Below are 24,313 nucleotides of genomic sequence, written 5' to 3' on the forward strand. Positions count from 1 at the left end.
GCCTCGCGGCTCGTCCCGGACCGGAATGACACGCTTCCTCACGGCCCTCGCCAGCTTCGCCTGCCTCGTGCTCGGCGCCGTCGGGATGTCCGGCTGCTCGCCCCTGGGGCTGTTCGACGCCATCGGCCCCCGCGACGGCGGCGGGCGGCAGGTCCTGCGCAACCAGCCCTTCGGGGCGAACCCGCGCCAGCGCCTCGACGTCTACGCCCCCGACGCGATGCCCGAGGCGGCCCCAGTGGTGGTGTTCTTCTACGGCGGCTCGTGGTCCTCCGGCGCCAAGGAGGACTACGCCTTCGTCGGGCACGCGCTGGCCGCCCAGGGCTTCGTGACCGTGCTGCCGGACTACCGGCTCCATCCCGAGGTCGCCTTTCCGGGCTTCCTCGAGGACGGCGCGGCGGCGGTGGCCTGGGTCCACGCCAACATCGCCCGCTTCGGCGGCGATCCCAGCCGCATCGTGCTGGCGGGCCATTCGGCCGGCGCCTACAACGCGGTGATGCTGGGGCTCGACCCGCGCTATCTGCGCGCGGCCGGCGTCGATCCGAAGGTCGTGCGCGCGGTGGCGGGGCTCTCGGGTCCCTACGACTTCCTGCCGCTCGACACCGACACCACCGTGAAAGTGTTCGGACAGGCGCCGGACAAGACGGCGACCCAGCCCGTCGCCTTCGCCGGGCCGCACTCGCCGCCCGCCTTCCTCGCCACCGGGGAGGCCGACACGGTCGTGCGGCCGCGCAACACCCAGAGCCTCGCCGCGAAGCTGCGGGCCGCCAACATCCCCGTGCAGGAGCGGATCTATCCGGGCCTCGACCACACCGACACGCTGCTCGCGCTCTCGGTGACGTTCCGCTCGAAGGCGCCGGAGCTCGCCGAGATGGCGGCCTTCATCCGGGGCCGGACCATGCAGCGGGCGCGCAGCCTCGCGCGCCATCGCTGATCCTCAGGTCTTCCGCAGCGCGGCCCGTGCCTTGGAATGGTCCGGCGCCCCCTCGAAGGCGCGCTTCATCGCCTCCCGGAGAGGCTTCGGGCGGAACGCGTCGTCGAGGGGCAGCGCCCGTTGCGGCAGGCCGTCCGGGCGGCGGCGGATCGGCGACGCGTTCAGCCAGGTGCCGCGATCGGTGAGGTTCCAGGTCACGACGTTGAGCACGGCCGGCTCGTCCAGCACCACGTCGAGGAAACGGCGGCCGAGATCGGCCACGCCCCGGTCGCGGGCCGCGATATCGGCGGGAAAGGCCCGGTCGTCCACGTCGAGCTCGGTGATCTCGATGGCGAGCCCCATCCCGGCGATTTCCCTGAGGAAGGCGCGCAGCTTCTCCTGATCGAGCGGAAACGTGCTGTAGAGATGCGCCTGCATCCCGAAGCGGCGGATCGGCACGCCCCGGCGCTTCAGCCCCTCCAGGGTCTGCAGGACGAGGCTCCGGCGCGCGTCCATCCAGGGGGCGGCCTGCTCGCAGTCGTTCTCGTTCCAGACGCCGGCGGCGGAGGGGTCGACCTCGTCGAGGATCGCGAAGGCGAGATCGATGTAGCGAGGCCCCAGCGCGGCGAGCCAGGGGGAGCGGCGCAGGCCGTCCGCCCTGCCCTCCTCCGGCGCGACGATCTCGTTGACCACGTCCCAGGCCTCGAACCGGCCCCGGTAACGCCCGGCGGCGGACCGGATCCATTGGCGCAGGAAGCTCTCGGCTCCCGGACCGGCGATGCGCGGGCGCACCCAGTCGGGGATGGCCTCGTGCCAGACGAGGGTGTGGCCGCGCATGCGCATCCCGCCGGCGGCGGCGAGCGCGAGGGTCGCATCGGCGCCCTCGTAGGTCACGAGATCGGGACGCGGCAGAACGGCGTCCATCTTGTTGGCGTTCTCGCAGACGAGCATCGCGCACTCGCGCAGCAGCGCCCGGCGGTAGCCGGCATCGCGCGCGAGGAACGGGTAGACCGCCGCGCTGCCGTAGGCGACGCCGACCCGCGCCGCCGCCGCCGCGAGCGCGTCGGCTGCGAAGGCGGATGCCGGGCCCACGGCGAAGGACGCCGCCGCGACCGAGAGGAGCTCCCGGCGGCTCAGCGATGAAACCACGGCCGATCCCTTCGCCATGCGTCTGCCCGAGCCGTGAACGGGTCCGCCGCGTGCGAGCCCCGCTTCGTCCCCGGAGACATCTAGCGCACCAGACCTTGCGGGACCGCGAACGAACGGCTGCGTCCGGCGCCGTCAACCTTACGGGCAGAGAGTCCTCGTCAGCGATATCTTCCGCGCAACGGAAAATTCGTTTCCGCGCTATAGTCCTCGACGATCGATCGATGAGGCTGCTCCCCGTGTCTTCGGCTGCCGACTATGCCGTGCGCGCCGAAACCCGCTCCGGCGACAAGCACGATATCTCGCGCGATATCCCGGACGGGCTGCGCATGGCCCTCGGCGGGGCCTGCCTGCTGGCCTTCTGGAACCACACGCCGCTCACCGATCTCAGCGATCCGGGCCATCTCGACGCCTGGGAGAGCGGCAACACCACGACGCAGGTGCTGTTCATCGGGCTCGCGCTGGCGATGGGCTGGGCGCTGCGGCGGCTCGGGATCGAGCGGCTGCGCCCGCTCCTGGCATGGCCGCTGATCGCCTGCGCCGGCTGGCTCGGGGCGACGCTGCTGACCTCCGCCGACCCGCTGCTCTCGATGCGCCGGGCCGTGCTGCTCGCCATCGTGGCGATGCTCGCGGCAGGCGTGCTGGTGCTGATGCGCTCGGTCCGGCAATTCGCGCTGACCATGGGCGGTGCGGCGCTGATCCTCGTCGGCTCGTCCTATCTCGCCGTGGCCCTCGTGCCGAATCTCGCGATCCACAACGCCTTCGACCTGCTGAACGAGCCCGAGCATAACGGCCTGTGGCGGGGCATCTTCGCCCACAAGAACGAGGCCGGCGGCGTGATGGCGATGCTCGTCATCGCCGGGCTGTTCGCGGCGGGGGCGGGCGAGCGGATCCTCGGCTGGACCGTGGCCATCGGCGCGGGCGTCTTCCTCGCCGCCACGATGTCGAAGACCTCGATCATGCTGCTGCCCATGGTGCTCGGCGCGACGAGCCTGTGCCGCTTCGTCACCGGGCCGCTGGCGCGCGCGGCGATCCTGCTCGGCCCGGTCCTGCTGCTCTCGGTGGCGACCCTCGGCTCCGCCTTCGTGCCCGCGATCCAGGAGACGGTGGGGCGCGTCCTGCCCGACACCTCCTTCACCGGCCGCACCGAGATCTGGGACTTCGCCGCGGACAAGATCGCCGAGCGACCGATCACCGGCTGGGGCTACGGCGCCTTCTGGCGGACCGAGCGGACGATGTACGGAGGCGCCGCCGAGAACAGCTGGGTCAACACCGCCGACCACGGCCACAACGCCTTCCTCGACACCGCCCTCGTCACCGGCCTGCCGGGTCTCGCCCTCACGCTGATCGCCTTCGCGCTGATGCCGCTGCGCGACCTGAACCGCGCCGCGCCCTCCACCCGCATCGACCCGGCGACGATGCTCTTCCTGCGCCTGTGGATGTTCGGGCTGACGGCGGCCTCGTTCGAATCGACCCTCTACAGCCCGAACAGCCCGCCCTGGTGCCTGTTCATCCTCGCCGTCTTCGGCCTGAGGCTGAGGGCGCGCCACCGCACGATCGCGGGCTGAACCGCTACAGCTCCGGCAGCGGGCGCGGCCGCCGGTCGGCGCCGATGGCGACGAAGGTGAAGATGCCGGACGTGACCTTCCTGGTCTCCTCGCTCTCCCGCTCCCGCCGCCAGACCTCGACTTGGATGCGCAGCGACGTGCGGCCGGTCTTCAGGATCCAGCCGTAGAGGCTGACCTCGTCGCCGACGAAGACCGGGCTGTGGAAGGTCATCGCCTCGACCGAGATGGTAGCGCAGCGCCCGCGCGAGCGCCGGGCCGCGATGTTGCCCGCCGCGAGGTCCATCTGCGCCATCAGCCAGCCGCCGAAGATGTCGCCGGCCGGGTTGGTATCGGCCGGCATGGCGATCGTACGGATCACCGGCGTGTCGCAGACGCCGGACTCGGCCGGGATCCTCGGGGCGCTGTCGTCGTTCATGGCATTCGCCGCTCACAGGTTGCGTCGGGGCCTCCTATGCCATGAGCGTGCCGCGCGTGCGTCGATCCGTCTTTTTTCGTCGCTCTCAGCCGCGCGCCTTCTCGGCCGCGTCGAGCTGGGCCGGCGTGTCCGGCGCGTTCATCGCGCGGGCCATGTCCGCCGCGCTCTGGCCGGCGGCGTCGCGCAGGGACGGATCGGCGCCGTGCTCCAAAAGCAGCGCCACCATCTCGGTGCGGTTGAACATCGCCGCCGTCATCAGCGCCGTGCGGCTGCCGTCGCCCGTGCCGTCCACGGCAGCGCCTTTCGCGAGCAGCAGGCTGGCGATGTCGATGTCACCCTTGAAGGCCGCCCCGGCAAGCGGCGTCTGGCCGCGATCGTTGGCGAGCTCGGGATCGCCGCCGGCCTCCAGGATCACGCGCGCCGCCTCCCACTGGCCGTTATAGGCGGCCAGCATCAGCAGGCTGTCGCCCTTGTCGTTGCGCAGGTTGGCCGGCAGGCCCTGGCCGAACAGCTCCGCGAGCTCCGCCGCATGGCCCATGCGGGCGAACTGGAAGACCCGGCCGGCGAAGGCCAGGGTCTCGTCGTCCAGGGTCGGCAGCGTCGGCTCGGTCATCGCGGCTCCTCGATTGGCGCCGAATCTGGGGCTGGCCGGCTCAGGGTAAAGACGCGGCCCGGCGCAGATCCGCCAGATCGAGCCGGCGCGTCACCATGACGAGGTCGCCGTCGGCGTCGCGCGGCCAGTCCTCCCGCGGCCGGTCGCGGTAGAGCTCGACCCCGTTGCCGTCGGGGTCGCGCAGGTAGAGCGCCTCGCTGACGCCGTGGTCGCTGGCGCCGTCGAGGGGAATGCCCGCCGCGTCGAGCCGCAGCAGGGCATCGGCCAGCGCCGCGCGTGTCGGATAGAGGATGGCGAGGTGATAGAGGCCCGTGGTGCCGGGCGCGGGCGGGCGCCCTCCGGCGCTCTCCCAGGTGTTGAGCCCGATATGGTGATGGTAGCCGCCCGCCGAGACGAAGGCGGCTTGTGTCCCCAGCCGCTGCATCAGCGCGAAGCCGAGCACGCCGCAATAGAACCCAAGAGCCCGATCGATCTCCGCCACCTTGAGGTGGACATGGCCGATGCGGGTCTCAGGATGGATCGGATCGTCCATGCCCGCCTCCCGTCCTTGTGCCTACTTGTCCTCGTGCCCAATGGGCGGGGTGCCTACTTGGCGGGGGTCGGCGCGCCGCCCGGCATCTTCACGATCTTGCCGCCCGGCAGGATGATGTCGCCGGGGCTCTGGCCCTTCTCGCAGGGACCGACCCAGCGCGTCTCGATGACCATCTTGCGCGTCACCGGCTCCTTCTGGCTCGGCAGGCCGGACAGGACGCTGGTGGTCTCGACCCGGATCTTGCTCTCGAAATCGCCGGAGATGAGCCCCTTTCCAGAGGCCGAGATCGGGCCGATCTTGCAGTCGCTCTCGGTCTCGTAGCCGGCGCTCGTCTTGGTGAGGGTCTTCTTGGAGCAGGTCGCGGCCCCGGCCATGCCGGATTGGGCGAGCGTGTCGGTCTTCTCGTCGATGCATTGGCGGACCGTCGAGTCGCCGCCCTCCGAGGTCACCTTCGATTCCCAGAGACCGGATTTGCGCGGCGGCAGGCTGTCCTCGCCGAGGGCGATGCCGGAGGCGCCGGCCGTCAGGGCGATGGAGAGGCTCAGGCGAGCGAACGATCGGAGCATGAGACACCCTTTCCGATTCGGCCGGGGGAGCGCCCGGCGGGGCGGAGGGCTAACCCGGCCCGCCGGGCCGGACAAGCTTCCGCCGGCCCGACAACCCTTTGCGGGAGGCGCGGAAGCGGCCATATCTTGCCCATGCCGAGTCCGAAAAAGCCCCGCCCCGCCTCGGGAAAGGCCGAGAAGCCCGAGTTGAAGCCGCTCGACGAGCATCTCGCCGCGCTGCTCAACCCCGCGCTCAACCGCGAGCGGCCGAAGCCGGCCAAGGGCGGCCGGTCGTCCGGTTTCGCGGAAGCCCCGCAAGCGGGCTACGCGGTCAGCGATGCCGTCGAGGTCGATCCGCGCCTGGCCCAGGCCCTCGGCCTGAGCGCCCCCGAGGACGCCCCCGCGCCGGCCGAGGCTGCGGAGGACGATGCGCCCTCCGTGGCCACGGAAGGCGTGTCCGCCACCATGCAGGCGCTGGAGCGGCTGCTGACCGAAGGCAACCCGCTGTTCAAGAACGGGCAGACCTGGGTGCCGCACCGGCCGGAGCGGCCGCAGAAATCGGAGGGCGGCGTCCCGTTCCGGCTCGCGTCCGACTTCACCCCCGCCGGCGACCAGCCGACCGCCATCGCCGAGCTGGTGGCCGGCGTGAGCCAGGCGGAGCGCGATCAGGTGCTGCTCGGCGTCACCGGCTCGGGCAAGACCTTCACGATGGCGAAGGTCATCGAGGAGACGCAGCGCCCGGCCCTGATCCTGGCCCCCAACAAGACGCTGGCCGCGCAGCTCTACGGGGAGTTCAAGAGCTTCTTCCCCGACAATGCGGTGGAGTATTTCGTCTCCTACTACGACTACTACCAGCCGGAGGCCTACGTCCCGCGCTCGGACACCTTCATCGAGAAGGAAAGCTCCATCAACGAGCAGATCGACCGCATGCGCCACTCGGCGACGCGCGCCCTGTTGGAGCGCGACGACGTCATCATCGTCGCCTCGGTGTCGTGCATCTACGGCATCGGCTCGGTCGAGACCTACACGGCGATGTCCTTCACCGTGAGCCTCGGCGAGAAGATCGAGCAGCGCCAGCTCATCGCCGATCTGGTGGCGCTCCAGTACAAGCGCATCCAGTCCGATTTCGCGCGCGGCACCTTCCGGGTGCGCGGCGATTCCATCGAACTCTGGCCCGCCCACCTGGAGGATCGCGGCTGGCGCATCGGCCTGTTCGGCGACGAGGTCGAAGCCATCGTCGAGTTCGATCCGCTGACCGGCAAGAAGATCAACGAGCTCAAGTTCGTGAAGGTCTACGCCAACTCGCACTACGTCACGCCGCGCCCGACCCTCCAGCAGGCGATCAAGGGCATCAAGACCGAGCTGAAGCTGCGCGTCGACGAGCTGACCAAGATGGGCCGCCTGATCGAGGCGCAGCGCCTGGAGCAGCGCTGCACCTTCGACATCGAGATGATCGAGGCCACGGGGGCCTGCAACGGCATCGAGAACTACTCGCGCTATCTCACGGGCCGCAAGCCCGGCGAGCCGCCGCCGACCCTGTTCGAGTACCTGCCGGACAACGCCCTCGTCTTCACCGACGAGAGCCACGTCACCGTACCGCAGATCGGCGGCATGTACCGGGGCGACTTCCGCCGCAAGGCGACGCTGGCCGAATACGGCTTCCGCCTGCCCTCCTGCCTCGACAACCGCCCCCTGCGCTTCGAGGAATGGGACGCCATGCGGCCCCAGTCCGTCCATGTCTCGGCGACCCCCGGCAAGTGGGAGATGGAGCGCACGGCCGGCGTCTTCGCCGAGCAGGTCATCCGCCCCACCGGCCTGATCGATCCGGTGATCGAGGTGCGCCCGGCCCGCTCGCAAGTGGACGACCTGCTCGGCGAGGTCCGCGAGGTGGCGCAGGCCGGCTACCGCACCCTCGTCACCACCCTGACGAAGCGCATGGCCGAGGACCTCACCGAGTACCTCCACGAGAACGGCGTGCGCGTGCGCTACATGCACTCGGACATCGACACGCTGGAGCGCATCGAGATCATCCGCGACCTGCGGCTCGGCGCCTTCGACGTGCTGATCGGCATCAACCTTCTGCGCGAGGGGCTCGACATCCCCGAATGTGCGCTGGTCGCCATTCTCGATGCCGACAAGGAGGGCTTCCTGCGCTCCGAGACCTCGCTGATCCAGACCATCGGCCGCGCCGCCCGCAACGCGGATGCCCGCTGCATCCTCTACGCGGACAACATCACCGGCTCCATGGAGCGGGCGATGGCGGAGACCGAGCGCCGCCGCCAGAAGCAGGTCGCCTACAACACGGAGCACGGCATCACGCCCCAGAGCGTAAAGCGCGGCATCGCTGACATCCTCGACAGCGTGTTCGAGCGCGACCATGTCCGCGTCGATACCGGCCTCGCCAAGAATGCGGCGACCGTCGGCCACAACCTCAAGGCCGTGATGGCCGATCTCGAAAAGCGCATGCGCGCGGCGGCCGCCGATCTCGATTTCGAGGAGGCCGCGCGCCTGCGCGACGAACTCAAGCGCCTCCAGGCGACGGAGCTGCTGGTCGCCGACGATCCCATGGCCCGGCAGGGCGATGTCGAGCGCGGCGCCGGACGCTTCGGCGAGAAGGCCCCCCGCGCTTCGGGAAGCCGCATCTCCAAACCGACCCTCGACAACATGGGGCCGGGGACGGACCGCGAGTTGCCGGTGGGCGGCGCGGCCCCGGTCTGGCAGGAGCGGCCTAAGCCGCGCTCGACGCAGGGGCTCGGCGGTCAGCGCCCGAAATACAAGGGACGCGGCTCGGGCAAGGGGGGGCGGTAGCGCCGCCGAGAAGGCCGCTCCTCAGAGAACCGAGGACGGCAGGCGCGGAACACGCCATCCGCCGCGCAGGATCAGCTTGCGCGCCGGCTCCTCGACGAGGAGATGGGCCGCCGCCGCCGCCGCCAGCGCGGCGAGGCTGGTGAGCCCGATGCCGAGCCAGGGATGATCCACGAGAGCGCCCTTCAGCACGGCCCGGTCGAGGGTGTTCACCATCGCGTAGACGGGGATGTGCAGCAGGTAGAGCGCGAATGAGATCTTGCCGAGGAAGATCAGCGGTCGCGCGCAGAGCGGGCCGCCGCGCATCGCCGCCCCGGCCAGGATCAGCGGCGCCCACGCGATCACCGTCAGGCCGTTATGCAGCACTGCCGGCGGCACCGCGTGGAAGCTCGCGAGCAGGATCGCTCCGGCCACGGCGAAGGCCGCCAGAAGCGCCCAGACCGGAATCCGCACCTGCCGCCAGAACGCGAAGAGGAGCAGGCCGGCCACGAACTCCGGCAGGTGCATCAGCGGGAAATACTTGATGAACTGCGCCAGCAGCACCGGCACGAGCCCGCCCGCTTCGGGCTCGATGAGCGAGACGCCGCCGCCATAGCCGGTCCACAGCATCGTCGCGAGCGCCGTGAGCATCGCCCACAGCCCCAGCGTCGCGAGCGCGACGCGCAGGGGGCTGCGCAGCACCAGGGGCAGCAGGACCGGGAACAGCGCGTAGAAGAACATCTCCACCGAGATCGACCAGCTCGGGCAGTCGAGGGAGCAGGCCGCCCCCGGCACCCAGGCATGCAGCCCGAGCGGGGCGAGCACCGCGCCCGAGGCCATCAGCCCCTGCAACGGCTGGGGCGTCTTGAGCACCCAGCCGACGAACCACGGCAGATGAACCGCCAGAGCCAGCAGGAACACCGGCGCGATCCGCGCCACCCGCGCCAGGTAGAACCGCGATTTCGCCCGCGGAGCGGCGAAGTCCACCGCGCGATAGTTGTAGGCCAGGATGAAGCCCGACAGCACGAAGAAGAACGTCACCCCGGAAAAACCCAGCAGCACCGCGTCGAGGCGCGGCGCAGCAGCGAAGAAGTAACGGTCGTAGTGGAAGGCGACGACATAGGCCGCCGCGAGGAACCGCAGCGAGGTCAGCGCGTCGAGAGCCTCCACCTTGGGGTGGGGCAAGGCGGCAATTCGCGTGCTGGGGTCGTACATCGAGGACGGCGCCATGCTTTACGGAGCATTACAGTATTCGTCACAAGGGTACACCGGCACTCATCGACAAAGCATGTATGGACTACTCAGACACCGAGGCCTCCCCTCGTTTCGGTCGTTAGGCTTACCGAACGGCATCCGTCCCCTTGCGACGATGGAACCCGGCGACCCTTTCCGGCTTTTTCCCTGCAATCAGAGGCACTGTCCTCGCCCCCGAAGATTCAAGAGCAAAGAGCGGCCCCGATGACGTTCGCGCCATCTCGCCCAGCGCCAGCCCGCAAAGCCATGTCCCGATCCATCCGCTCCAGACCTCGGGCGGGAGCCGGCGTCACCGCGCTGTTCATCGGCGGGCTGGCGGTCTCGGCCTTCGCGGCAGGGTTCGTCGGGACGGATGCCCAGAGGCCCGCGACCGCCGAGCCAGCCGCTGCCGTGATCGGCGCGCATCTCGATGCGGCATCTCCGAGCACCGATCCGATTTCGGCCGAACGCCGTTCCTGAACGCGCGCGCAGCACGTATCGTATAGCCCCGGCGCAACCCGGCGGCCGCGACGGCCGTTGATGCGCCGCAGCGCGGCAAGCGCGCGGGGAGATCGCGTCATGGGGTTGCTCGAATCCGTCATCGGCGGCGTGGTGGGACAGGTTCTCGGCGGGGGCGGCGGTTCGCGCTCCGGCTCGTCCGGCATGTCGCCCCTGGTCAAGGCGCTCCTGATGCTGCTCCTGGCCAAGGGCATGAGCGGCGGCTTCGGCGACATCTTCGGGCGGGGCGGAGGCCAGCGGTCGGTGCCCCAACCCGAGCCAGGCGGACGCGCGGGGGGCGGCCTGCGTCCCGAGCCCCGCGACGACGGCGACATGGGCGGTTTCGACCAGTATGGCGGCGGTCAGGACCGCGCTCCGGGGCGGGCGGACAGTGGTGAATTCGGCGACCTCTCCGGGATGCTCGACGGGCCGGGCGGAGCGGCGCCCGATTCGGGCGGCGCCGGTTCCTATGCGCGCAATGCCGGGCAGGAGGAGCCCGGCGCTTCCGATCTCGGTGGGCTCGACGGACTCGTGGAGCGCTTTCAGCAGAGCGGCCTCGGCGACGTCATCGGCTCCTGGATCGGGCATGGCGGCAACCGGCCCGTCCAGCCGAACCAGCTCGCCGCCGCCCTCGGAGCGGACACCCTCGACGCCCTGGAGCGCCAGACCGGCATGGACCGCGATACCCTCGCGACCCAGCTCGCCCAGATCCTCCCGGAGGTCGTCGACAAGCTGACGCCGCACGGTCGCGCCCCGGACGAGAGCGAGCGCCGGGGCTGGTAGGTCGCCGAAAACCGCGCCAGATACGACGAAGCCCCGGCGCCGGCGCCGGGGCTTCCTGTCGACCGCTTTCGATCGAAGGGCGGTTCAGTCCACCCGGCGCATCACCAGCGACGCGTTGGTGCCGCCGAAGCCGAAGGAGTTCGACAGGGCGATATCCACCCGCTTGCGCTTCGCCTCGTGGGGCGTGAGGTCGATCTTCGTCTCGACGGAAGGGTTGTCGAGGTTGAGCGTCGGCGGAATGATGCCGTCGCGGATGGCGAGGATCGAGAAGATCGCCTCCACCGAGCCGGCGGCGCCGAGGAGGTGCCCGATGGCGGACTTGGTCGAGGACATCGACACCTTCGGGGCGGCGTCGCCGAGCAGGCGCTCGACGGCCTTCAGCTCCAGCTCGTCGCCCATGGGCGTCGAGGTGCCGTGCGCATTGATGTAGTCGATGTCGCCGGGGGTGATGCCGGCCCGCTTCACGGCGGCGCTCATGCTGCGGAAGGCGCCGTCCCCGTCCGGGGCGGGCGAGGTGATGTGATAGGCGTCGCCCGAGAGGCCGTATCCGACGATCTCGGCATAAATCTTCGCGCCGCGCGCCTTGGCGTGCTCGTATTCCTCCAGCACGACGATGCCGGCGCCCTCGCCCATGACGAAGCCGTCGCGGTCCTTGTCGTAGGGGCGCGAGGCGCGGGTCGGCTGGTCGTTGAAGCCCGTGGAGAGCGCCCGGCAAGCCGCGAAGCCGGCGAGCGAAAGCCGGTTCACCGGCGATTCGGCCCCGCCCGCGACCATCACGTCCGCGTCGCCCAGCGCGATCAGGCGGGAGGCGTCGCCGATGGCGTGCGCGCCCGTGGAGCAGGCGGTGACGACGGCGTTGTTCGGGCCTTTCAGCCCATGCGCGATAGAGACCTGCCCGGAGGCGAGGTTGATGATGCGGCCGGGAATGAAGAAGGGCGAGATCCGGCGCGGCCCCTTCTCGTGGAGCGTGACGGAGGCGTCGTAGATGCCGCCGATGCCGCCGATGCCGGAGCCGATCAGCACGCCGGAGGCGCACTGGTCCTCGTAAGCAGTCGGGTGCCAGTTCGCATCGTCGAGGGCCTGTCCCGCCGCCGCCATCGCGTAGACGATGAAGGGGTCGACCTTGCGCTGCTCCTTCGCCTCCATCCACGTGTCGGGATCGAAGGTGCCGTCGGAGCCGTCGCCGAGCGGGATCTGGCAGGCGATGCGGCAGGCGAGATCGTCGCTCTCGAAACCCCGGACGGTCGCCGCACCGCTGTCCCCGGCAACCAGCCGGCTCCAGGTGTGCTCGACCCCGCTGCCGAGCGGCGTGACCATACCGAGACCCGTGACCACCACCCGACGCATCGTGCTATCCCGAAACTTCCCTGTCCAAAACGAATAACGACGCCGGGGGCGATTGGCCCCGCCGGCGCCGCCGAAAAACTCTTACGCGGAGTTCTTCTCGAGGAACTTCACGGCATCGCCGACCGTCTGGATCGTCTCGGCCGCGTCGTCGGGGATCTCGACGTTGAATTCCTCCTCGAACGCCATCACGAGCTCGACCGTGTCGAGGCTGTCGGCGCCGAGATCATCGATGAAGTTCGCGCCCTCGACCACCTTCTCGGGCTCGACGCCCAGGTGCTCGACGACGATCTTCTTCACGCGCTCAGCGATATCGCTCATCGTTGTCCGTCCTCGTTGGTCTTTAAGCGTTTGAGTGTGATGGCGCCGTGGCTGCTCGTCGCCGCCGGTCCTCGTGGACCGGGTTCGGCCGGTATCCGTCCGGGTGTCTTGAAGCGCGTCCTCGACATGCCGTCTTGGACGCCGCGCCCCGCTGAACCGTCAACCCCCCTGCCCGACTGCCGCGGGTTGTTAACACAGGGTTCCGGCGCTGGCGAGAGCCGGTTCACAAAGCGTTCAGCGAGCGGTTTCGCGAGGCGCGAGAGGCGATTGACGGTTCGCGGCCGCCCTGTCGCGGCGGCTCAGACCATGGCCATGCCGCCGTTGACGTGGAGGGTGTGGCCGGTGACGTAGGCCGCCTCGTCGGAGGCGAGATAGACCGCCGCCGCCGCCACCTCGGCGCCCTGGCCGAGCCGGCCGGCGGGCACGCGGCCGAGGATGCCCTCGCGCTGCTTCTCGTTCAGCTCGTCCGTCATCGGGGAGGTGATGAAGCCCGGCGCGATGCAATTCACCGTGATCTGGCGGGAGGCGACCTCCGCCGCGAGGGCCTTGGTCAGCCCCACGAGGCCGGCCTTGGCGGCGGCGTAGTTGCCCTGCCCCGGATTGCCCGTGGTACCGACCACGGAGCCGATATTGACGATGCGCCCGTGCCGGCGGCGCATCATGCCCTTCACGGCGGCCCGCGACAGGCGGAAGGCGGCGGTGAGGTTGACCGCGATCACCGCGTCCCACTCGTCGTCCTTCATGCGCATGAAGAGGTTGTCGCGGGTGATGCCGGCATTGTTCACGAGGATGTCGAGCCCGCCGAGCGCGGCCTCCGCCGCCGGCACCAGGGCTTCCACGGCCTCCTTCTCGGCGAGGTTGGTGGCGACCACATGGACGCGCTCCGAGCCGAGCTCGGCGGCGAGCGCCTCCAGGGCCTCGACCCGCGTGCCGGAGAGCGCCACGGAGGCGCCCTGCGCGTGCAGAGCCTTGGCTATGGCGCCGCCGAGGCCCCCGGTGGCGCCGGTGACGAGGGCTTTTTTGCCGGTGAGATCGAACATGGGCGGTCCTTTTCGTCAGGCGAGCGCCGGTAACGCGGCCACGTCGTCGGGCGTGCCGACGGGGGTGCAGGCCGCTCCCGCCGCGATCCGCTTCACCAGCCCGCTGAGCACCTTGCCAGAGCCGACCTCGTAGAACGTGTCGACGCCGGCCCCAGCCATCGCCGCGACGCTCTCGCGCCAGCGCACCGTGCCCGTCACTTGCTCGACCAGGGCCTCGCGGATGGCGGTGGGATCGCTGATCGGGGCGGCGAGCACGTTGGCGTAGACCGGCACGCGCGGCGCCGTCATGGCGACGGACTGGAGCGCTTCGCGCATGGCGTCGGCCGCCGGCGCCATCAGGCGGCAATGGAACGGCGCGGAGACGTTGAGCATCACCGCGCGCTTGATCCCGCGCGTCTGCGCGAGGCCGACCGCGCGCTCCACGGCGGCGCGCTCCCCGGAGACGACGACCTGACCGGCGCCGTTGTCGTTGGCCACGTCGAGCACGGCGCCCTCGGCCGCCTCCCCGGCGATGCCCGCCGCGACCTCGACCTCGGCCCCGATCAGCGCCGCCATGGCGCCCTCGCCGGGGGCGACGGCCCGCTGCATGGCCTCGCCGCGAATCCTCAGGAGCCGCGCCGCGTCGCCGATCGAGAAGGTGCCGGCGGCGGCGAGCGCCGAATATTCGCCGAGCGAATGACCGGCGAGGAAGGCCACGTCGCGGGCGATGTCGAGACCGCGCTCGGCCTCGAGCACCCGGACCACGGCGAGGCTCGCGGCCATCAGCGCGGGCTGGGCGTTGGCGGTGAGGGTCAGTTCCTCGACGGGCCCCTCGAACATCAGCCGCGAGAGGTTCTGCGAGAGCGCCGCGTCGACCTCGTCGAACACCGCGCGCGCCTGGGGGAACGCGTCCGCCAGCGCCTTGCCCATGCCGACGGCCTGGCTGCCCTGTCCGGGAAAGAGGAGTGCGCGCGTCATGGCCCCTACCGCGTGTTCCGCGTCCTGCCGCTTGGGAAAGAGGGCGCGGCAGTCGCACCGCAAGGCGGTGGGTGTCAACAATGCGCCGCAGCACCCGCGCAGGGCGGCGAGGCGAAAAGCTTGTTGCAGGGCGACGGGCGGTGTAAGAACCCGCTCGCATCCGGATATTTCGTTTTTTTCGCGTCAGAGGAGCCGCCGCGCATGGCTCGCGTTACCGTCGAAGATTGCATCGAGAAGGTCGAGAACCGCTTCGAGCTGGTTCTGCTCGCTAGCCACCGCGCGCGCCTGCTCGCCGCCGGCGCTCCCCTCACGGTGGACCGCGACCGCGACAAGAACCCCGTGGTGGCGCTCCGCGAGATCGGCGACGAGACCATCACCGCCGACGACCTCAAGGAACAGCTCATCCACTCGATGCAGAAATACGTCGAGGTCGACGAGCCCGAGGCCGAGACCGTGCCGCTGCTCTCCAGCTCGCCGGCCGCCGCCGCCGTGGCGCCGCAGTCCTCCAGCGACGACGGCGCCGTGCAGTTCGACCGCATGAGCGAAGAGGACCTGCTCCGGGGCCTCGAGAACCTCGCTCCCCCGGTGGAGACCGACGACGAGGGCGACTGAGCCCTCCGCGCCCGTCGAGGCCGCGAACGGACGACGCGCGGGCCGCCCGGAGGGGCGGCCCGTTCTCGTTCGACCGCCCTTCGGGCCCCCGAAACGCCGGAATTCGCGTCGCTGCGGCGATGCGGGTCTGGCGCTCGCCCGCCCGATGCGGGACACTTCGATTCCTAAAGGCTCGCGCGTGACCCCGGACGGCCGTCCGGTACGGAGACCGGGAGCCGCGGGTTCGCGTCAGGAAGGGTCAACCGGCGGATGATGCGCCAGTACGAGCTCGTGGAACGGGTCAAGCGCTACAACCCGGCCGCGAACGAGGACCTCCTGAACCGCGCCTATGTCTACGCCATGCGCGCCCACGGCACGCAGAAGCGCGCCTCGGGCGATCCGTTCTTCGCCCACCCCCTCGAAGTCGCCGCGATCCTCACCGATCTCCGGCTCGACGACGCCACCATCATCGCCGCCGTACTCCACGATACGGTGGAGGACACCTCCGCGACGCTGGACGAGATCGGCGCGATCTTCGGGCCGGAGATCGGGGCGCTGGTCGACGGGCTGACCAAGCTGAAGAAGCTCGATCTCGTCTCGAAGCGCGCGGCGCAGGGCGAGAATTTCCGCAAGCTGCTGCTCGCCGTGGCGGCGGACGTGCGCGTGCTGCTCGTCAAGCTCGCCGACCGCCTGCACAACATGCGCACGCTCCACCACATGATCCCGGAGAAGCGCGAGCGCATCGGCCAGGAGACCCTCGACATCTACGCGCCGCTCGCCGGCCGCATGGGCATGCAGGAGTTGCGCGACGAGCTGGAAGACCTCGCCTTCCGCAACATGAAGCCCGAGATCTACAAGACCATCACCCAGCGGCTGGCCGATCTCTCGCTGAAATCCGAGCGGCTGGTGGAGAGCATTGAGAACGACCTCACCGCCAAGCTCGCCGCGCGCGGGATTGCGGCGGCGGTCACGGGACGGCGCAAGCGGCCCTTCTCGATCTGGTCGAAGATGGAGCGCAAATCCGTCGCCTTTGAGCAGCTCTCCGATATCTTCGGGTTCCGTATCGTCGTCGATTCGACGGACGCGTGCTACGCGGCGCTCGGCGTGGTCCACACCACCTGGCCGATGGTTCCGGGGCGCTACAAGGACTACATCTCGACCCCGAAGCAGAACGACTACCGCTCGATCCACACCACGGTGATCGGGCCGAAGAGCCAGCGCGTCGAGCTCCAGATCCGCACCGAGGCGATGGACGAGATCGCCGAATACGGCATCGCGGCGCACGCCCATTACAAGGAATCGGCCAAGCGCGACGATCCCGGCGGCGTGCATCCGCGGCTGGCCACCGAGAGCGGCGCCTACCAGTGGCTGCGCCGGACCATCGAGCTGCTGGCCGAGGGCGACTCGCCGGAAGAGTTCCTGGAGCACACCAAGCTCGAGCTGTTCCAGGACCAGGTGTTCTGCTTCACTCCGAAGGGCCGGCTCATCGCCCTGCCGCGCGGGGCGACGCCCATCGACTTCGCCTATGCCGTGCACACCGATGTCGGCAATACGGCGGTGGGCGCCAAGATCAACGGCCGCATGGCGCCGCTGCTCCACGAACTGACCAACGGCGACGAGGTGGAGATCGCCCGCTCGGACGGGCAGTCGCCGCCGGCAGCCTGGGAATCCCTCGTCGTCACCGGCAAGGCGCGCTCGGCCATCCGCCGGGCGACGCGCTCGGCGGTGCGCCGGCAATATGCCGGGCTCGGCCGCCAGATCCTCGACCGCGCCTTCGAGCGGGCGGCCAAGAGCTTCACCGAGGACAAGCTGCGGGCGGCCCTGCCGCGTCTCGCCCGCCTCTCCACCGACGACGTGTTCGCGGCCGTGGGGCGCGGCGAGATGTTCTCGGGCGACGTCGTGAAGGCGGTCTATCCCGACTACAAGGACGAGCGCCGCACGGGCAGCCCCGGCACCACCTCGGCCATGCCGCTCAACGGCGCCGGACGGCTCAGCCGCTCGAAGGACCAGACCATGCGGATCACGTTTCCGGGCGCCCAGGCGGCCGGGACGCCCGCCTCCGCCGACGGCTCCGATCCGGCAGCGATCCCGATCCGGGGCCTCGACGGCGACCTGCCGGTGAGCTTCGCGCCGAACGGCGGCGCGGTGCCGGGAGACCGCATCGTCGGCATCCTGACGCCGGGAATCGGCGTGACCATCTATCCGATCCAGTCGCAGGCGCTGGCGGCGTTCGACAACGAGCCGGCGCGCTGGCTCGACGTGCGCTGGGAGGTGGAGGCCGGCTCGACGGAGCGCTTCCCGGCGCGCCTCGCCCTGCAATCGATCAACGAGCCCGGAACGCTGGCCCAGATCGCCCAGGTGATCGCCGACCACGACGGCAACATCGACAACGTCTCGATGAAGCGCCGCACGGCCGACTTCACCGATATCGTCATCGACCTCGCGGTCTGGGATCTCCAGCATCTCACAGCCATCGTGCAGGAATTGCGGGCCAAGCGCGCGGTGAGCCGGGTCGACCGCATCACGGGATAGGCTCCCGCGCCCTTGCCTGAGCCGGCTCGCTTTGCCAGAAGCGGCCGGCATCCCCCGACGCGGACGAGGACATCATGACGCCCGATCAGGTGCTCGACGAATTCCGCGACGCCGGCGCCCTGCTCCAGGGGCATTTCATCCTCAGCTCCGGCCTGCGCTCGCCGGTCTTCCTCCAGAAGATGGCGATCTTCTCCGAGCCGGCCCGCACCGAGCGGCTCTGCCGCCAGCTCGCCCGCGTCATCGAGGAGCGCTTCGGCAAGATCGACATCGTGGTCTCGCCGGCCATCGGCGGCATCGTGCCGGGCTACGAGACCGCCCGGCATCTCGGCGCCAGGGCGATCTTCGTGGAGCGCGACCCCGGCGGCCCGTTCTCCCTGCGGCGAGGCTTCAGCATCCCGGCCGGCACCCGAGCGGTGATCGTCGAGGACATCGTCACCACGGGGCTGTCGGCGCGCGAATGCCTCGCGGCGCTGAAGGACGAGCCGGGCGAGGTGATCGGCGCGGCCTGCCTCATCGACCGCTCGGGCGGGCGCGGCGAGATTGGCCTGCCGCTCCTCTCCCTCGTGAGCCTCGACATCCCCGCCTACCCGGCCGACGCATTGCCGCCGGAACTCGCGGCGATCCCGCCGGTGAAGCCGGGCAGCCGGGCGATCGGCTGAAACCGCTCGGATCGCGCGGAATATTCTGCCGCCGCGATTCGCATCGGCGCGGCGGGATCCGGCGTCCTGCTTGACAGGCGCCGCACCCGTACCCAAGACATTCGCACGGTCGCGAAGATCTTCGCCGGCCGGGAAACATACTGAAAAGCGGATTGTCTGCGACAAGGCACGGATCGAGTGCCGAATTTCTTCGTTCCGTTTTATGAAATCAACTTCACGTTATCTTTTTTGACACGATGAGCGATGCGATGCGCCACGCGCGGCCCGCGTCGTTCCAGCCTGTCCCAACCGGATTCGGATCACGAACATGACATTTCGCCAGCGCAGCGCGCTCTTCATCGACGGCGCGAACCTCTACGCGACTACGAAGGCCCTCGGCTTCGACATCGATTACAAGCGCTTGCTGAAGGAGTTCCAGTCCAGGGATTTCCTGATGCGTGCGTTCTACTACACGGCCATGATCGAGGATCAGGAATACTCCTCGATCCGGCCGCTGGTCGACTGGCTTGACTACAACGGCTACCGGGTGGTGACGAAGCCCGCCAAGGAGTTCACGGACTCCGCCGGGCGCCGCAAGGTGAAGGGCAACATGGACATCGAGCTCGCCATCGACGCGCTCGAGCTCGCCCCGCATATCGACCACATGGTGCTGTTCTCCGGCGACGGCGACTTCAGGTCCCTGGTCGAGGCGATGCAGCGCAAGGGCGTGCGCGTGAGCGTGGTCTCCACCATCCAGACGCAGCCGGCCATGATCGCCGACGATCTGCGCCGGCAGGCCGACGAGTTCATCGACCTCGTCCATCTCGGCTCGAAGATCGGCCGCGAGCCCGGCGAACGCCCCCAGCGCAGCTCCGCCGATGGCGGGCGGAACCGCGACGACCGCCCGGCGGCACGGCCGGGCCCGGCCCTGGAAAGCCGCTACGGCATCCGCCAGTCCAGCGCGGCGGACGAACCCGCCGGGGATTGAGCGCCGCTCAGGCGCCCGCGCCGTCGAGCCAGGCGATGACCTCGTCCGCGCTCCTGTCGGGCGGGAAGACCGGATAGAACACCTTGGTGACGACACCGTCGTCGATCACCAGGGTCAGCCGGCGCAGCAGGGTCAGCCCGGCGGCCTCGAAGGTTGGCAGCCCCGCCGCCTTGGCGAAGGCGAGATGCGGATCGGCCAGCAGTGTGAAGGGCAGGTGCAGCCGCTCGGCCGCCTCCTTCTGGTAGACGCTGGTCTGGGTCGACAGCCCGTGGAGATGGGCGACGCCGCGCGCCCTCAGATCGGCATGGTGATCGCGGAAACCGCAGGATTGCGGGGTGCAGCCCCTGGCTCCGGGGATCGCGTCCCAGTCGGGCACGAGGTTCGGCTGGCCCGGCTCGCCGGTGCGCGGATAGGCATAGGCCACCGTGCGCCCCGTCAGGCGGGCCAGCGACACGCGGCTTCCATCGGTGGCGGCGAGGGACACGTCCGGCAGGCGGCGTCCGGCGAGATGGGCGGCGGCGCCGTCGTCAACGGGTACCGGAAGATCGGCGGGCAGGTCCGTATAGGTCGGCTGCATTCTCTTCCTCCCTCCGGGCTCAGCCCTTGTCACGCAGGATGCGGGCGCGGTCGCGGTCCCAGTCGCGCTGCTTGCTGGTCTCGCGCTTGTCGTGAAGCTGCTTGCCCTTGCCGAGGCCGAGCTCGACCTTCGCCCGGCCGCGATCGTTGAAGTAGATCTTCAGCGGGATCACCGTGTAGCCCTGGCGCTGGGTCGCGCCGATGAGCTTGTCGATCTGCTTGCGGTGCAGGAGCAGCCGGCGCGGACGCTTGGTGTCGTGGTTGAAGCGGTTCGCCTCCAGGTATTCCGGGATATAGGCGTTGAACAGCATCATGTCGTTGCCGGAGGGCCCGGCATAGGACTCGCCGATGGTCGCCTTGCCGCCGCGCAGCGACTTCACCTCGGTGCCGGTGAGCGCGATGCCGGCCTCGAGCGTGTCCTCGATGGCGTAGTGGTAGCGGGCGGCGCGGTTGTCGGCGACGACGCGGCGGGACGGATCGGGTTTCGGGGCCATCGCTACGCCGGCTGTGGCGGGCGCCCGATGCGCCCGCTCTCGTCATGTCGATATGGTGACGCTCGCCCATTCCGGCGAGACGCGGGGGTGTCAGGCCTCGATCAGGCCGGCATGGCGGAGCGCCGCGTCCACCGCCGCGCGGGTCTCGTCACCCACGGGAAGGAGCGGCAGGCGCACCTCCTCGCTCATCAGGCCGAGCCGCGCCAGCGCGTATTTCACCGGCGAGGGGTTGGTCTCGAGGAAGAGCGTGGTCTGGAGCGGGAAGAGCCGGTCCTGGATCTCGAGCGCCTTGGCGTAGTCGCCCTTCAGCGTCGCCTCCTGGAGGTCGGCGCAGAGCCGGGGCGCCACGTTCGAGACCACGGAGATGCAGCCGACGCCGCCCTGGGCATTGAAGCCGAGCGCCGTCGCATCTTCGCCCGAAAGCTGGATGAAGCCTTCTCCCAGAACCTGGCGCTGGAGGCTGACACGGTCGATCTTGGCCGTGGCGTCCTTCACGCCGACGATGTTCTTGAGTTCGTAGAGGCGCCTCATGGTGTCGACGCTCATGTCGATCACCGAGCGGCCGGGAATGTTGTAGATGATGACCGGAATGCCGATGGCGTCGTTGACGGCCTTGAAGTGGGCGTACAGGCCGGCCTGCGTCGGCTTGTTGTAATACGGCGTGACGATGAGCACCGCGTCCGCGCCGGCCTCCTCCGCATGACGTGCGCGCTCGACAGCCTCGGCGGTCGAGTTCGAGCCGGCGCCGGCGATCACCGGCACCCGGCCGGCCGCGGCCTTCACGCAGAGCGCGACCACGCGGTCGTGCTCGGCATGGCTGACCGTCGGGCTCTCGCCCGTGGTGCCGACGGGGACGAGACCGTGCGTGCCCTGCGCGATCTGCCAGTCCACGAAGGCGGTGAAGGCGGCCTCGTCCAGGGCGCCGTCGCGGAACGGCGTCACCAGCGCGGTCATCGAGCCTCTGAGGCGTCGCGCGTGCGTATCGGTCATCGTCTTGGTCCCGGCGGGTCTTCTCGCGTGCCGGCTGTCCGGCGGTCCGTCGCGTGCGGCGGGCGAGACATAGGGCTTCCCACAGCGCCGCGCAAACGCGAAGCCGGCACGGTTAATCGCTTCTTAACGATGTCGGGCGGAGCTTAACGCATGTCGAATCCGCTCGGGACGACGAAAGTCATGGTGCCCCTCGGCCACGCGAAGCTCGCAGCCTCCGCCCTCCTGCTCACCGCCGGCGTGAGCCTCGCCGCCCCCTCGGGCGACGCGGGCGCTCCGGCGGCGCCGATCCTGGCCGCGACCTCCGAGGCGGCGAAGGCCGTCGCTCTCCCGACCCGGCCCGAGCCGGCCGCCGGCGACGCGAAGATCGACGAATCGAAGGCGTCCGAGAGCAAGGCCGTCGAGGGCAGGGACGATGCGGCGATGCCGCTGCGCGCTTCCGCCTATGCCTCCGCCGATCCCGAGACGCCCATCGCCTTCCCGGCGCCGGGCCTGTCGGCGACGCCTCCGGCGCCGATCCCCGAGGTGCCGGACCCCGCCCGCGCCGCCCGCTCCGGCGACACCGACGTCACGCTGCTGCGGCAGGCCATCGATTTCTACCGCAAGGGCAAGGTCGCGGACGGCGACCGCCTGCGCGACGGCTTCGGCGACCCGGCCGCGAAGGCGCTGCTCGAATGGCTGGCGATCCGGGCCGGGGCCGGCATCGGTTTCGAGCGCACCGTCGCCTTCGCCCGCGCCAATCCCGACTGGCCGGCCGGTCCGATGCTGCGGCGGCGGGCCGAGGAGGCGCTGCTCAGCGAGCGCAAGTCCCCGGCGGTGGTGCGCGCCTATTTCGGCGCCTCGAAGCCCGCGAGCGCGCCGGGCAAGTTCGCCCTGGCGCTGGCCTTCAAGGCGGAGGGACTCGACGCCGACGCCGCCGATCTCGTGCGCGACCTCTGGCGCGCAGAGACCTTCGGACGATCGCTGGAGGCCAAGGTCACGGATGCCTTCCCCGGCGTGCTGACCCGGATCGACCACCGCTTCCGCATGGAGCGCGCGCTCCTGAAGGAGGACTGGGAGACCGCCGGTCGCGCCGCCTCCTATGCCGGCGGGGGCTACGCCACCCTGGTGCGCGCCCGCCGCGCCGTCGAGGACAAGAGCTCGGGCGCCGCCGCCGCGCTCGCCGCCGTGCCGCCGAGCCTGCGCAACGACTCGTCCTACATCTTCTCGCGGGCCCAATACCTGCGCCGCGCCGACAAGCCCGCCGAGGCGGCGGCCGTGCTCGCCACGGCACCCTCGAACGGCGAGGTCCTGGTCGACGGCGACGAATGGTGGGTCGAGCGCCGGATCGTCGCCCGCAAGCTCCTCGACCTCGGCGACGCCAGGACCGCCTATACGGTCGCCGACGCCCACAGCGCCCGCACGGTGGAGAAGCGCATCGAGGCCGAGTTCCACGCCGGCTGGATCGCGCTGCGCTTCACGAACGAACCGGCCGTCGCCACCGCCCATTTCGACCGCGCGCTGGCCATCGCCGAGACGCCGATCTCGCTGGCGCGGGCCGCCTATTGGCGCGGCCGGGCGGCGGAGGCGGCGGGCGAGACGGATCGGGCGCGCGGTTTCTACGAGAAGGCGGCGCTGCAACCCATCGCCTATTACGGCCAGCTCGCCCGCGCCAAGCTCGGGCAGAAGGACCTGCCCCTGCGCAGCCCCTCCGAGCTCGACGCGGCCTCGCGAAAGGCGTTCGAGGGCCGGCTCTGCGTGCGGGCGCTGCGCCTGCTCGGAGAGGCGTCGCTCAAGGAGCTGGCGCTGCCGCTCTACATCGACACGGCGCAGAAGCTCACCAATCCGGCCGAGTTGCAGGCGCTCGGCGACCTCGCCACCGAGATGAAGGACGCGCGCGCCCTCGTCGCGGTCGGCAAGCTCGCCGTGCAGCGCGGCCTGCCGCTGGACGCGCATGCCTATCCGACCATCGGCATCCCGGCCTTCGAGGCGTTCTCGGCGGTGCCGCTGGTGGAGCGGGCCATGGTCTTCGCCATCGCCCGGCAGGAGAGCCAGTTCGATCCCCGCGCCCAGTCCGGCGTCGGCGCGCGCGGGCTCATGCAGATGATGCCGGCCACCGCCCAGCGCACGGCGCGCCGCGTCAGCGCCTCCTACGACCAGGACCGGCTGACGAGCGACCCCGCCTACAACGCCCGCCTCGGCCAGGCCCATCTCGGCGAGCTGATGGAGGACTGGAAGGGCTCCTACATCCTCGCCTTCGCCTCCTACAACGCGGGCGGCGGCAACGTGAAGAAGTGGATCGACGCCTACGGAGACCCGCGCAAGGCCGATGTCGACCCGGTCGACTGGGTCGAGCGCATCCCCTTCACCGAGACGCGCAACTACGTGCAGCGGGTGATGGAGAACCTTCAAGTCTACCGGAACCGCCTCGACGCGACGAGCGCGCTGCTCATCGACGGCGATCTCCACCGGGGCGCGCGCTGAGCTACCCTCCGACGGCGGCCGGCTCGGGCTTGCGGCGCGAGATCCGCCCGACGAGGGCCCCCGCGAGGCAGCCGGCGAGATAGGCAGGCAGCATCAGGGCCGCGCTCTCGACCCATAGCCCGGCCCGCCCCGGCACGACCCCGGACAGCGCCGCGCCCCACAGGACCGCCACGGCGACGGTGAGGATCGCCGGGGCCACGGCGCCGCGCGGCAGGCCGGAGAGCCGGCCCGCGCCGAGCCCGAGCGCCACGGCCCCGGCGAGCCCCGGCCACAGAAAGGTCAGCAGCAGGATCATGATGCGAGGCCGGTTCCCGTCCGAGTGAGCGTCGGCGCGGCTTGTTCCGCCACCGTCTTT

23 protein-coding genes are annotated in these 24,313 nt (G+C 70.3%); 9 read left to right on the plus strand and 14 right to left on the minus strand.

The features are described from left to right. Nucleotides 1–25 precede the first annotated feature (25 nt). Nucleotides 26–931, plus strand: a complete 906-nt coding sequence (locus tag ACP56T_RS04270) for an alpha/beta hydrolase (protein ID WP_430910859.1) — start codon at nucleotides 26–28, stop codon at nucleotides 929–931. A gap of 3 nt (nucleotides 932–934) precedes the next feature. Here ACP56T_RS04270 and ACP56T_RS04275 read toward each other — a convergent pair whose 3' ends face one another. Continuing rightward, a complete protein-coding gene (locus ACP56T_RS04275; protein WP_430910860.1) occupies nucleotides 935–2,059 on the minus strand; it encodes an endo-1,4-beta-xylanase in 1,125 nt (374 codons plus the stop codon). A gap of 221 nt (nucleotides 2,060–2,280) precedes the next feature. Here ACP56T_RS04275 and ACP56T_RS04280 point away from each other — a divergent pair, with 221 nt between their 5' ends. After that, the gene (locus tag ACP56T_RS04280; RefSeq protein WP_430910861.1) at nucleotides 2,281–3,624 is read left to right on the plus strand and encodes an O-antigen ligase family protein; all 1,344 of its coding nucleotides are present in this window, start codon (nucleotides 2,281–2,283) and stop codon (nucleotides 3,622–3,624) included. Between the two features lie 4 nt (nucleotides 3,625–3,628). Here the strand turns inward: ACP56T_RS04280 and ACP56T_RS04285 are convergent, their stop codons facing one another. The 4 genes from ACP56T_RS04285 to ACP56T_RS04300 all read right to left on the minus strand — a co-directional run bounded on the left by ACP56T_RS04285 (nucleotide 3,629) and on the right by ACP56T_RS04300 (nucleotide 5,750). Then, nucleotides 3,629–4,039, minus strand: coding sequence for an acyl-CoA thioesterase (locus tag ACP56T_RS04285; protein ID WP_430910862.1), 411 nt, complete (start codon nucleotides 4,037–4,039; stop codon nucleotides 3,629–3,631). A gap of 85 nt (nucleotides 4,040–4,124) precedes the next feature. Next, a complete protein-coding gene (locus ACP56T_RS04290) occupies nucleotides 4,125–4,652 on the minus strand; it encodes an ankyrin repeat domain-containing protein (protein ID WP_430910863.1) in 528 nt (175 codons plus the stop codon). A 40-nt stretch (nucleotides 4,653–4,692) separates the two neighbouring features. Beyond that, nucleotides 4,693–5,184, minus strand: a complete 492-nt coding sequence (locus tag ACP56T_RS04295) for a VOC family protein (protein ID WP_430910865.1) — start codon at nucleotides 5,182–5,184, stop codon at nucleotides 4,693–4,695. A 53-nt stretch (nucleotides 5,185–5,237) separates the two neighbouring features. Beyond that, entirely contained in the window at nucleotides 5,238–5,750 is a 513-nt protein-coding gene (locus ACP56T_RS04300) for a DUF3617 domain-containing protein (protein ID WP_430910866.1), read from the minus strand. Nucleotides 5,751–5,882: 132 nt separating this feature from the next. Between ACP56T_RS04300 and uvrB the strand changes: the two genes are divergently transcribed. After that, entirely contained in the window at nucleotides 5,883–8,537 is a 2,655-nt protein-coding gene (gene uvrB, locus ACP56T_RS04305) for an excinuclease ABC subunit UvrB (RefSeq protein ID WP_430910867.1), read from the plus strand. 21 nt (nucleotides 8,538–8,558) lie between these two features. Here the strand turns inward: uvrB and ACP56T_RS04310 are convergent, their stop codons facing one another. After that, nucleotides 8,559–9,698 carry an acyltransferase family protein gene (locus ACP56T_RS04310; protein ID WP_430910868.1) on the minus strand — a complete coding sequence of 380 codons (1,140 nt, stop codon included), beginning with the start codon at nucleotides 9,696–9,698 and terminating at the stop codon, nucleotides 8,559–8,561. Between the two features lie 627 nt (nucleotides 9,699–10,325). On the opposite strand from ACP56T_RS04310, the gene ACP56T_RS04315 reads away from it, so the two are divergent. Then, on the plus strand, nucleotides 10,326–11,027 hold the full coding sequence (locus ACP56T_RS04315; RefSeq protein ID WP_430910869.1) for a YidB family protein: 702 nt from the start codon (nucleotides 10,326–10,328) through the stop codon (nucleotides 11,025–11,027). Nucleotides 11,028–11,111: 84 nt separating this feature from the next. Here ACP56T_RS04315 and fabF read toward each other — a convergent pair whose 3' ends face one another. The 4 genes from fabF to fabD form a co-directional block, all read right to left on the minus strand. Continuing rightward, on the minus strand, nucleotides 11,112–12,374 hold the full coding sequence (fabF, locus tag ACP56T_RS04320) for a beta-ketoacyl-ACP synthase II (RefSeq protein ID WP_430910870.1): 1,263 nt from the start codon (nucleotides 12,372–12,374) through the stop codon (nucleotides 11,112–11,114). 81 nt (nucleotides 12,375–12,455) lie between these two features. Beyond that, on the minus strand, nucleotides 12,456–12,692 hold the full coding sequence (locus ACP56T_RS04325; RefSeq protein ID WP_018044468.1) for an acyl carrier protein: 237 nt from the start codon (nucleotides 12,690–12,692) through the stop codon (nucleotides 12,456–12,458). A gap of 299 nt (nucleotides 12,693–12,991) precedes the next feature. Next, a complete protein-coding gene (gene fabG, locus ACP56T_RS04330; RefSeq protein ID WP_430910871.1) occupies nucleotides 12,992–13,732 on the minus strand; it encodes a 3-oxoacyl-[acyl-carrier-protein] reductase in 741 nt (246 codons plus the stop codon). Between the two features lie 15 nt (nucleotides 13,733–13,747). Next, nucleotides 13,748–14,689, minus strand: coding sequence for an ACP S-malonyltransferase (fabD, locus tag ACP56T_RS04335; RefSeq protein ID WP_430910872.1), 942 nt, complete (start codon nucleotides 14,687–14,689; stop codon nucleotides 13,748–13,750). Nucleotides 14,690–14,890: 201 nt separating this feature from the next. Here fabD and rpoZ point away from each other — a divergent pair, with 201 nt between their 5' ends. The 4 genes from rpoZ (at nucleotide 14,891) to ACP56T_RS04355 (ending at nucleotide 19,438) form a co-directional block, all read left to right on the plus strand. After that, the gene (gene rpoZ / locus ACP56T_RS04340) at nucleotides 14,891–15,301 is read left to right on the plus strand and encodes a DNA-directed RNA polymerase subunit omega (protein ID WP_430910873.1); all 411 of its coding nucleotides are present in this window, start codon (nucleotides 14,891–14,893) and stop codon (nucleotides 15,299–15,301) included. Nucleotides 15,302–15,550: 249 nt separating this feature from the next. Further along, nucleotides 15,551–17,812 carry a RelA/SpoT family protein gene (locus ACP56T_RS04345; protein ID WP_430910874.1) on the plus strand — a complete coding sequence of 754 codons (2,262 nt, stop codon included), beginning with the start codon at nucleotides 15,551–15,553 and terminating at the stop codon, nucleotides 17,810–17,812. A gap of 74 nt (nucleotides 17,813–17,886) precedes the next feature. Beyond that, nucleotides 17,887–18,471: an orotate phosphoribosyltransferase gene (gene pyrE, locus ACP56T_RS04350; RefSeq protein WP_430910875.1), complete on the plus strand. Its 585-nt coding sequence runs from the start codon at nucleotides 17,887–17,889 to the stop codon at nucleotides 18,469–18,471. A gap of 307 nt (nucleotides 18,472–18,778) precedes the next feature. Continuing rightward, the gene (locus ACP56T_RS04355) at nucleotides 18,779–19,438 is read left to right on the plus strand and encodes a LabA-like NYN domain-containing protein (protein ID WP_430910876.1); all 660 of its coding nucleotides are present in this window, start codon (nucleotides 18,779–18,781) and stop codon (nucleotides 19,436–19,438) included. Nucleotides 19,439–19,445: 7 nt separating this feature from the next. On the opposite strand, the gene ACP56T_RS04360 is transcribed toward ACP56T_RS04355, so the two are convergent. From ACP56T_RS04360 to dapA, 3 genes are all read right to left on the minus strand, one after another. After that, nucleotides 19,446–20,015: a peroxiredoxin gene (locus tag ACP56T_RS04360; protein ID WP_430910877.1), complete on the minus strand. Its 570-nt coding sequence runs from the start codon at nucleotides 20,013–20,015 to the stop codon at nucleotides 19,446–19,448. Nucleotides 20,016–20,034: 19 nt separating this feature from the next. Further along, nucleotides 20,035–20,508: an SsrA-binding protein SmpB gene (gene smpB, locus ACP56T_RS04365; protein ID WP_430910878.1), complete on the minus strand. Its 474-nt coding sequence runs from the start codon at nucleotides 20,506–20,508 to the stop codon at nucleotides 20,035–20,037. A 90-nt stretch (nucleotides 20,509–20,598) separates the two neighbouring features. Further along, nucleotides 20,599–21,498, minus strand: a complete 900-nt coding sequence (gene dapA, locus ACP56T_RS04370) for a 4-hydroxy-tetrahydrodipicolinate synthase (RefSeq protein ID WP_430910879.1) — start codon at nucleotides 21,496–21,498, stop codon at nucleotides 20,599–20,601. Between the two features lie 150 nt (nucleotides 21,499–21,648). On the opposite strand from dapA, the gene ACP56T_RS04375 reads away from it, so the two are divergent. Next, nucleotides 21,649–23,958, plus strand: a complete 2,310-nt coding sequence (locus tag ACP56T_RS04375) for a lytic transglycosylase domain-containing protein (protein WP_430910880.1) — start codon at nucleotides 21,649–21,651, stop codon at nucleotides 23,956–23,958. Nucleotide 23,959: 1 nt separating this feature from the next. On the opposite strand, the gene ACP56T_RS04380 is transcribed toward ACP56T_RS04375, so the two are convergent. Continuing rightward, nucleotides 23,960–24,253: a hypothetical protein gene (locus ACP56T_RS04380; RefSeq protein WP_430910881.1), complete on the minus strand. Its 294-nt coding sequence runs from the start codon at nucleotides 24,251–24,253 to the stop codon at nucleotides 23,960–23,962. Nucleotides 24,254–24,313: the final 60 nt, after the last annotated feature.

It is taken from the genome of Methylobacterium endophyticum (genome assembly GCF_050591105.1).
Taxonomy (GTDB): Bacteria; Pseudomonadota; Alphaproteobacteria; order Rhizobiales; family Beijerinckiaceae; genus Methylobacterium.

Excerpts from the sequence above, each read along its gene's own strand:
- ACP56T_RS04270 (WP_430910859.1), top strand. The coding sequence starts at position 26 with ATGACACGCTTCCTCACGGCCCTCGCCAGCTTCGCCTGCCTCGTGCTC.
- ACP56T_RS04280 (WP_430910861.1), top strand. The coding sequence starts at position 2,281 with ATGAGGCTGCTCCCCGTGTCTTCGGCTGCCGACTATGCCGTGCGCGCC.
- ACP56T_RS04285 (WP_430910862.1), bottom strand. The coding sequence starts at position 4,039 with ATGAACGACGACAGCGCCCCGAGGATCCCGGCCGAGTCCGGCGTCTGC.
- ACP56T_RS04290 (WP_430910863.1), bottom strand. The coding sequence starts at position 4,652 with ATGACCGAGCCGACGCTGCCGACCCTGGACGACGAGACCCTGGCCTTC.
- ACP56T_RS04295 (WP_430910865.1), bottom strand. The coding sequence starts at position 5,184 with ATGGACGATCCGATCCATCCTGAGACCCGCATCGGCCATGTCCACCTC.
- ACP56T_RS04300 (WP_430910866.1), bottom strand. The coding sequence starts at position 5,750 with ATGCTCCGATCGTTCGCTCGCCTGAGCCTCTCCATCGCCCTGACGGCC.
- uvrB (WP_430910867.1), top strand. The coding sequence starts at position 5,883 with ATGCCGAGTCCGAAAAAGCCCCGCCCCGCCTCGGGAAAGGCCGAGAAG.
- ACP56T_RS04315 (WP_430910869.1), top strand. The coding sequence starts at position 10,326 with ATGGGGTTGCTCGAATCCGTCATCGGCGGCGTGGTGGGACAGGTTCTC.
- fabF (WP_430910870.1), bottom strand. The coding sequence starts at position 12,374 with ATGCGTCGGGTGGTGGTCACGGGTCTCGGTATGGTCACGCCGCTCGGC.
- ACP56T_RS04325 (WP_018044468.1), bottom strand. The coding sequence starts at position 12,692 with ATGAGCGATATCGCTGAGCGCGTGAAGAAGATCGTCGTCGAGCACCTG.
- fabG (WP_430910871.1), bottom strand. The coding sequence starts at position 13,732 with ATGTTCGATCTCACCGGCAAAAAAGCCCTCGTCACCGGCGCCACCGGG.
- fabD (WP_430910872.1), bottom strand. The coding sequence starts at position 14,689 with ATGACGCGCGCACTCCTCTTTCCCGGACAGGGCAGCCAGGCCGTCGGC.
- rpoZ (WP_430910873.1), top strand. The coding sequence starts at position 14,891 with ATGGCTCGCGTTACCGTCGAAGATTGCATCGAGAAGGTCGAGAACCGC.
- ACP56T_RS04345 (WP_430910874.1), top strand. The coding sequence starts at position 15,551 with ATGATGCGCCAGTACGAGCTCGTGGAACGGGTCAAGCGCTACAACCCG.
- pyrE (WP_430910875.1), top strand. The coding sequence starts at position 17,887 with ATGACGCCCGATCAGGTGCTCGACGAATTCCGCGACGCCGGCGCCCTG.
- ACP56T_RS04355 (WP_430910876.1), top strand. The coding sequence starts at position 18,779 with ATGACATTTCGCCAGCGCAGCGCGCTCTTCATCGACGGCGCGAACCTC.
- ACP56T_RS04360 (WP_430910877.1), bottom strand. The coding sequence starts at position 20,015 with ATGCAGCCGACCTATACGGACCTGCCCGCCGATCTTCCGGTACCCGTT.
- smpB (WP_430910878.1), bottom strand. The coding sequence starts at position 20,508 with ATGGCCCCGAAACCCGATCCGTCCCGCCGCGTCGTCGCCGACAACCGC.
- dapA (WP_430910879.1), bottom strand. The coding sequence starts at position 21,498 with ATGACCGATACGCACGCGCGACGCCTCAGAGGCTCGATGACCGCGCTG.
- ACP56T_RS04375 (WP_430910880.1), top strand. The coding sequence starts at position 21,649 with ATGTCGAATCCGCTCGGGACGACGAAAGTCATGGTGCCCCTCGGCCAC.
- ACP56T_RS04380 (WP_430910881.1), bottom strand. The coding sequence starts at position 24,253 with ATGATCCTGCTGCTGACCTTTCTGTGGCCGGGGCTCGCCGGGGCCGTG.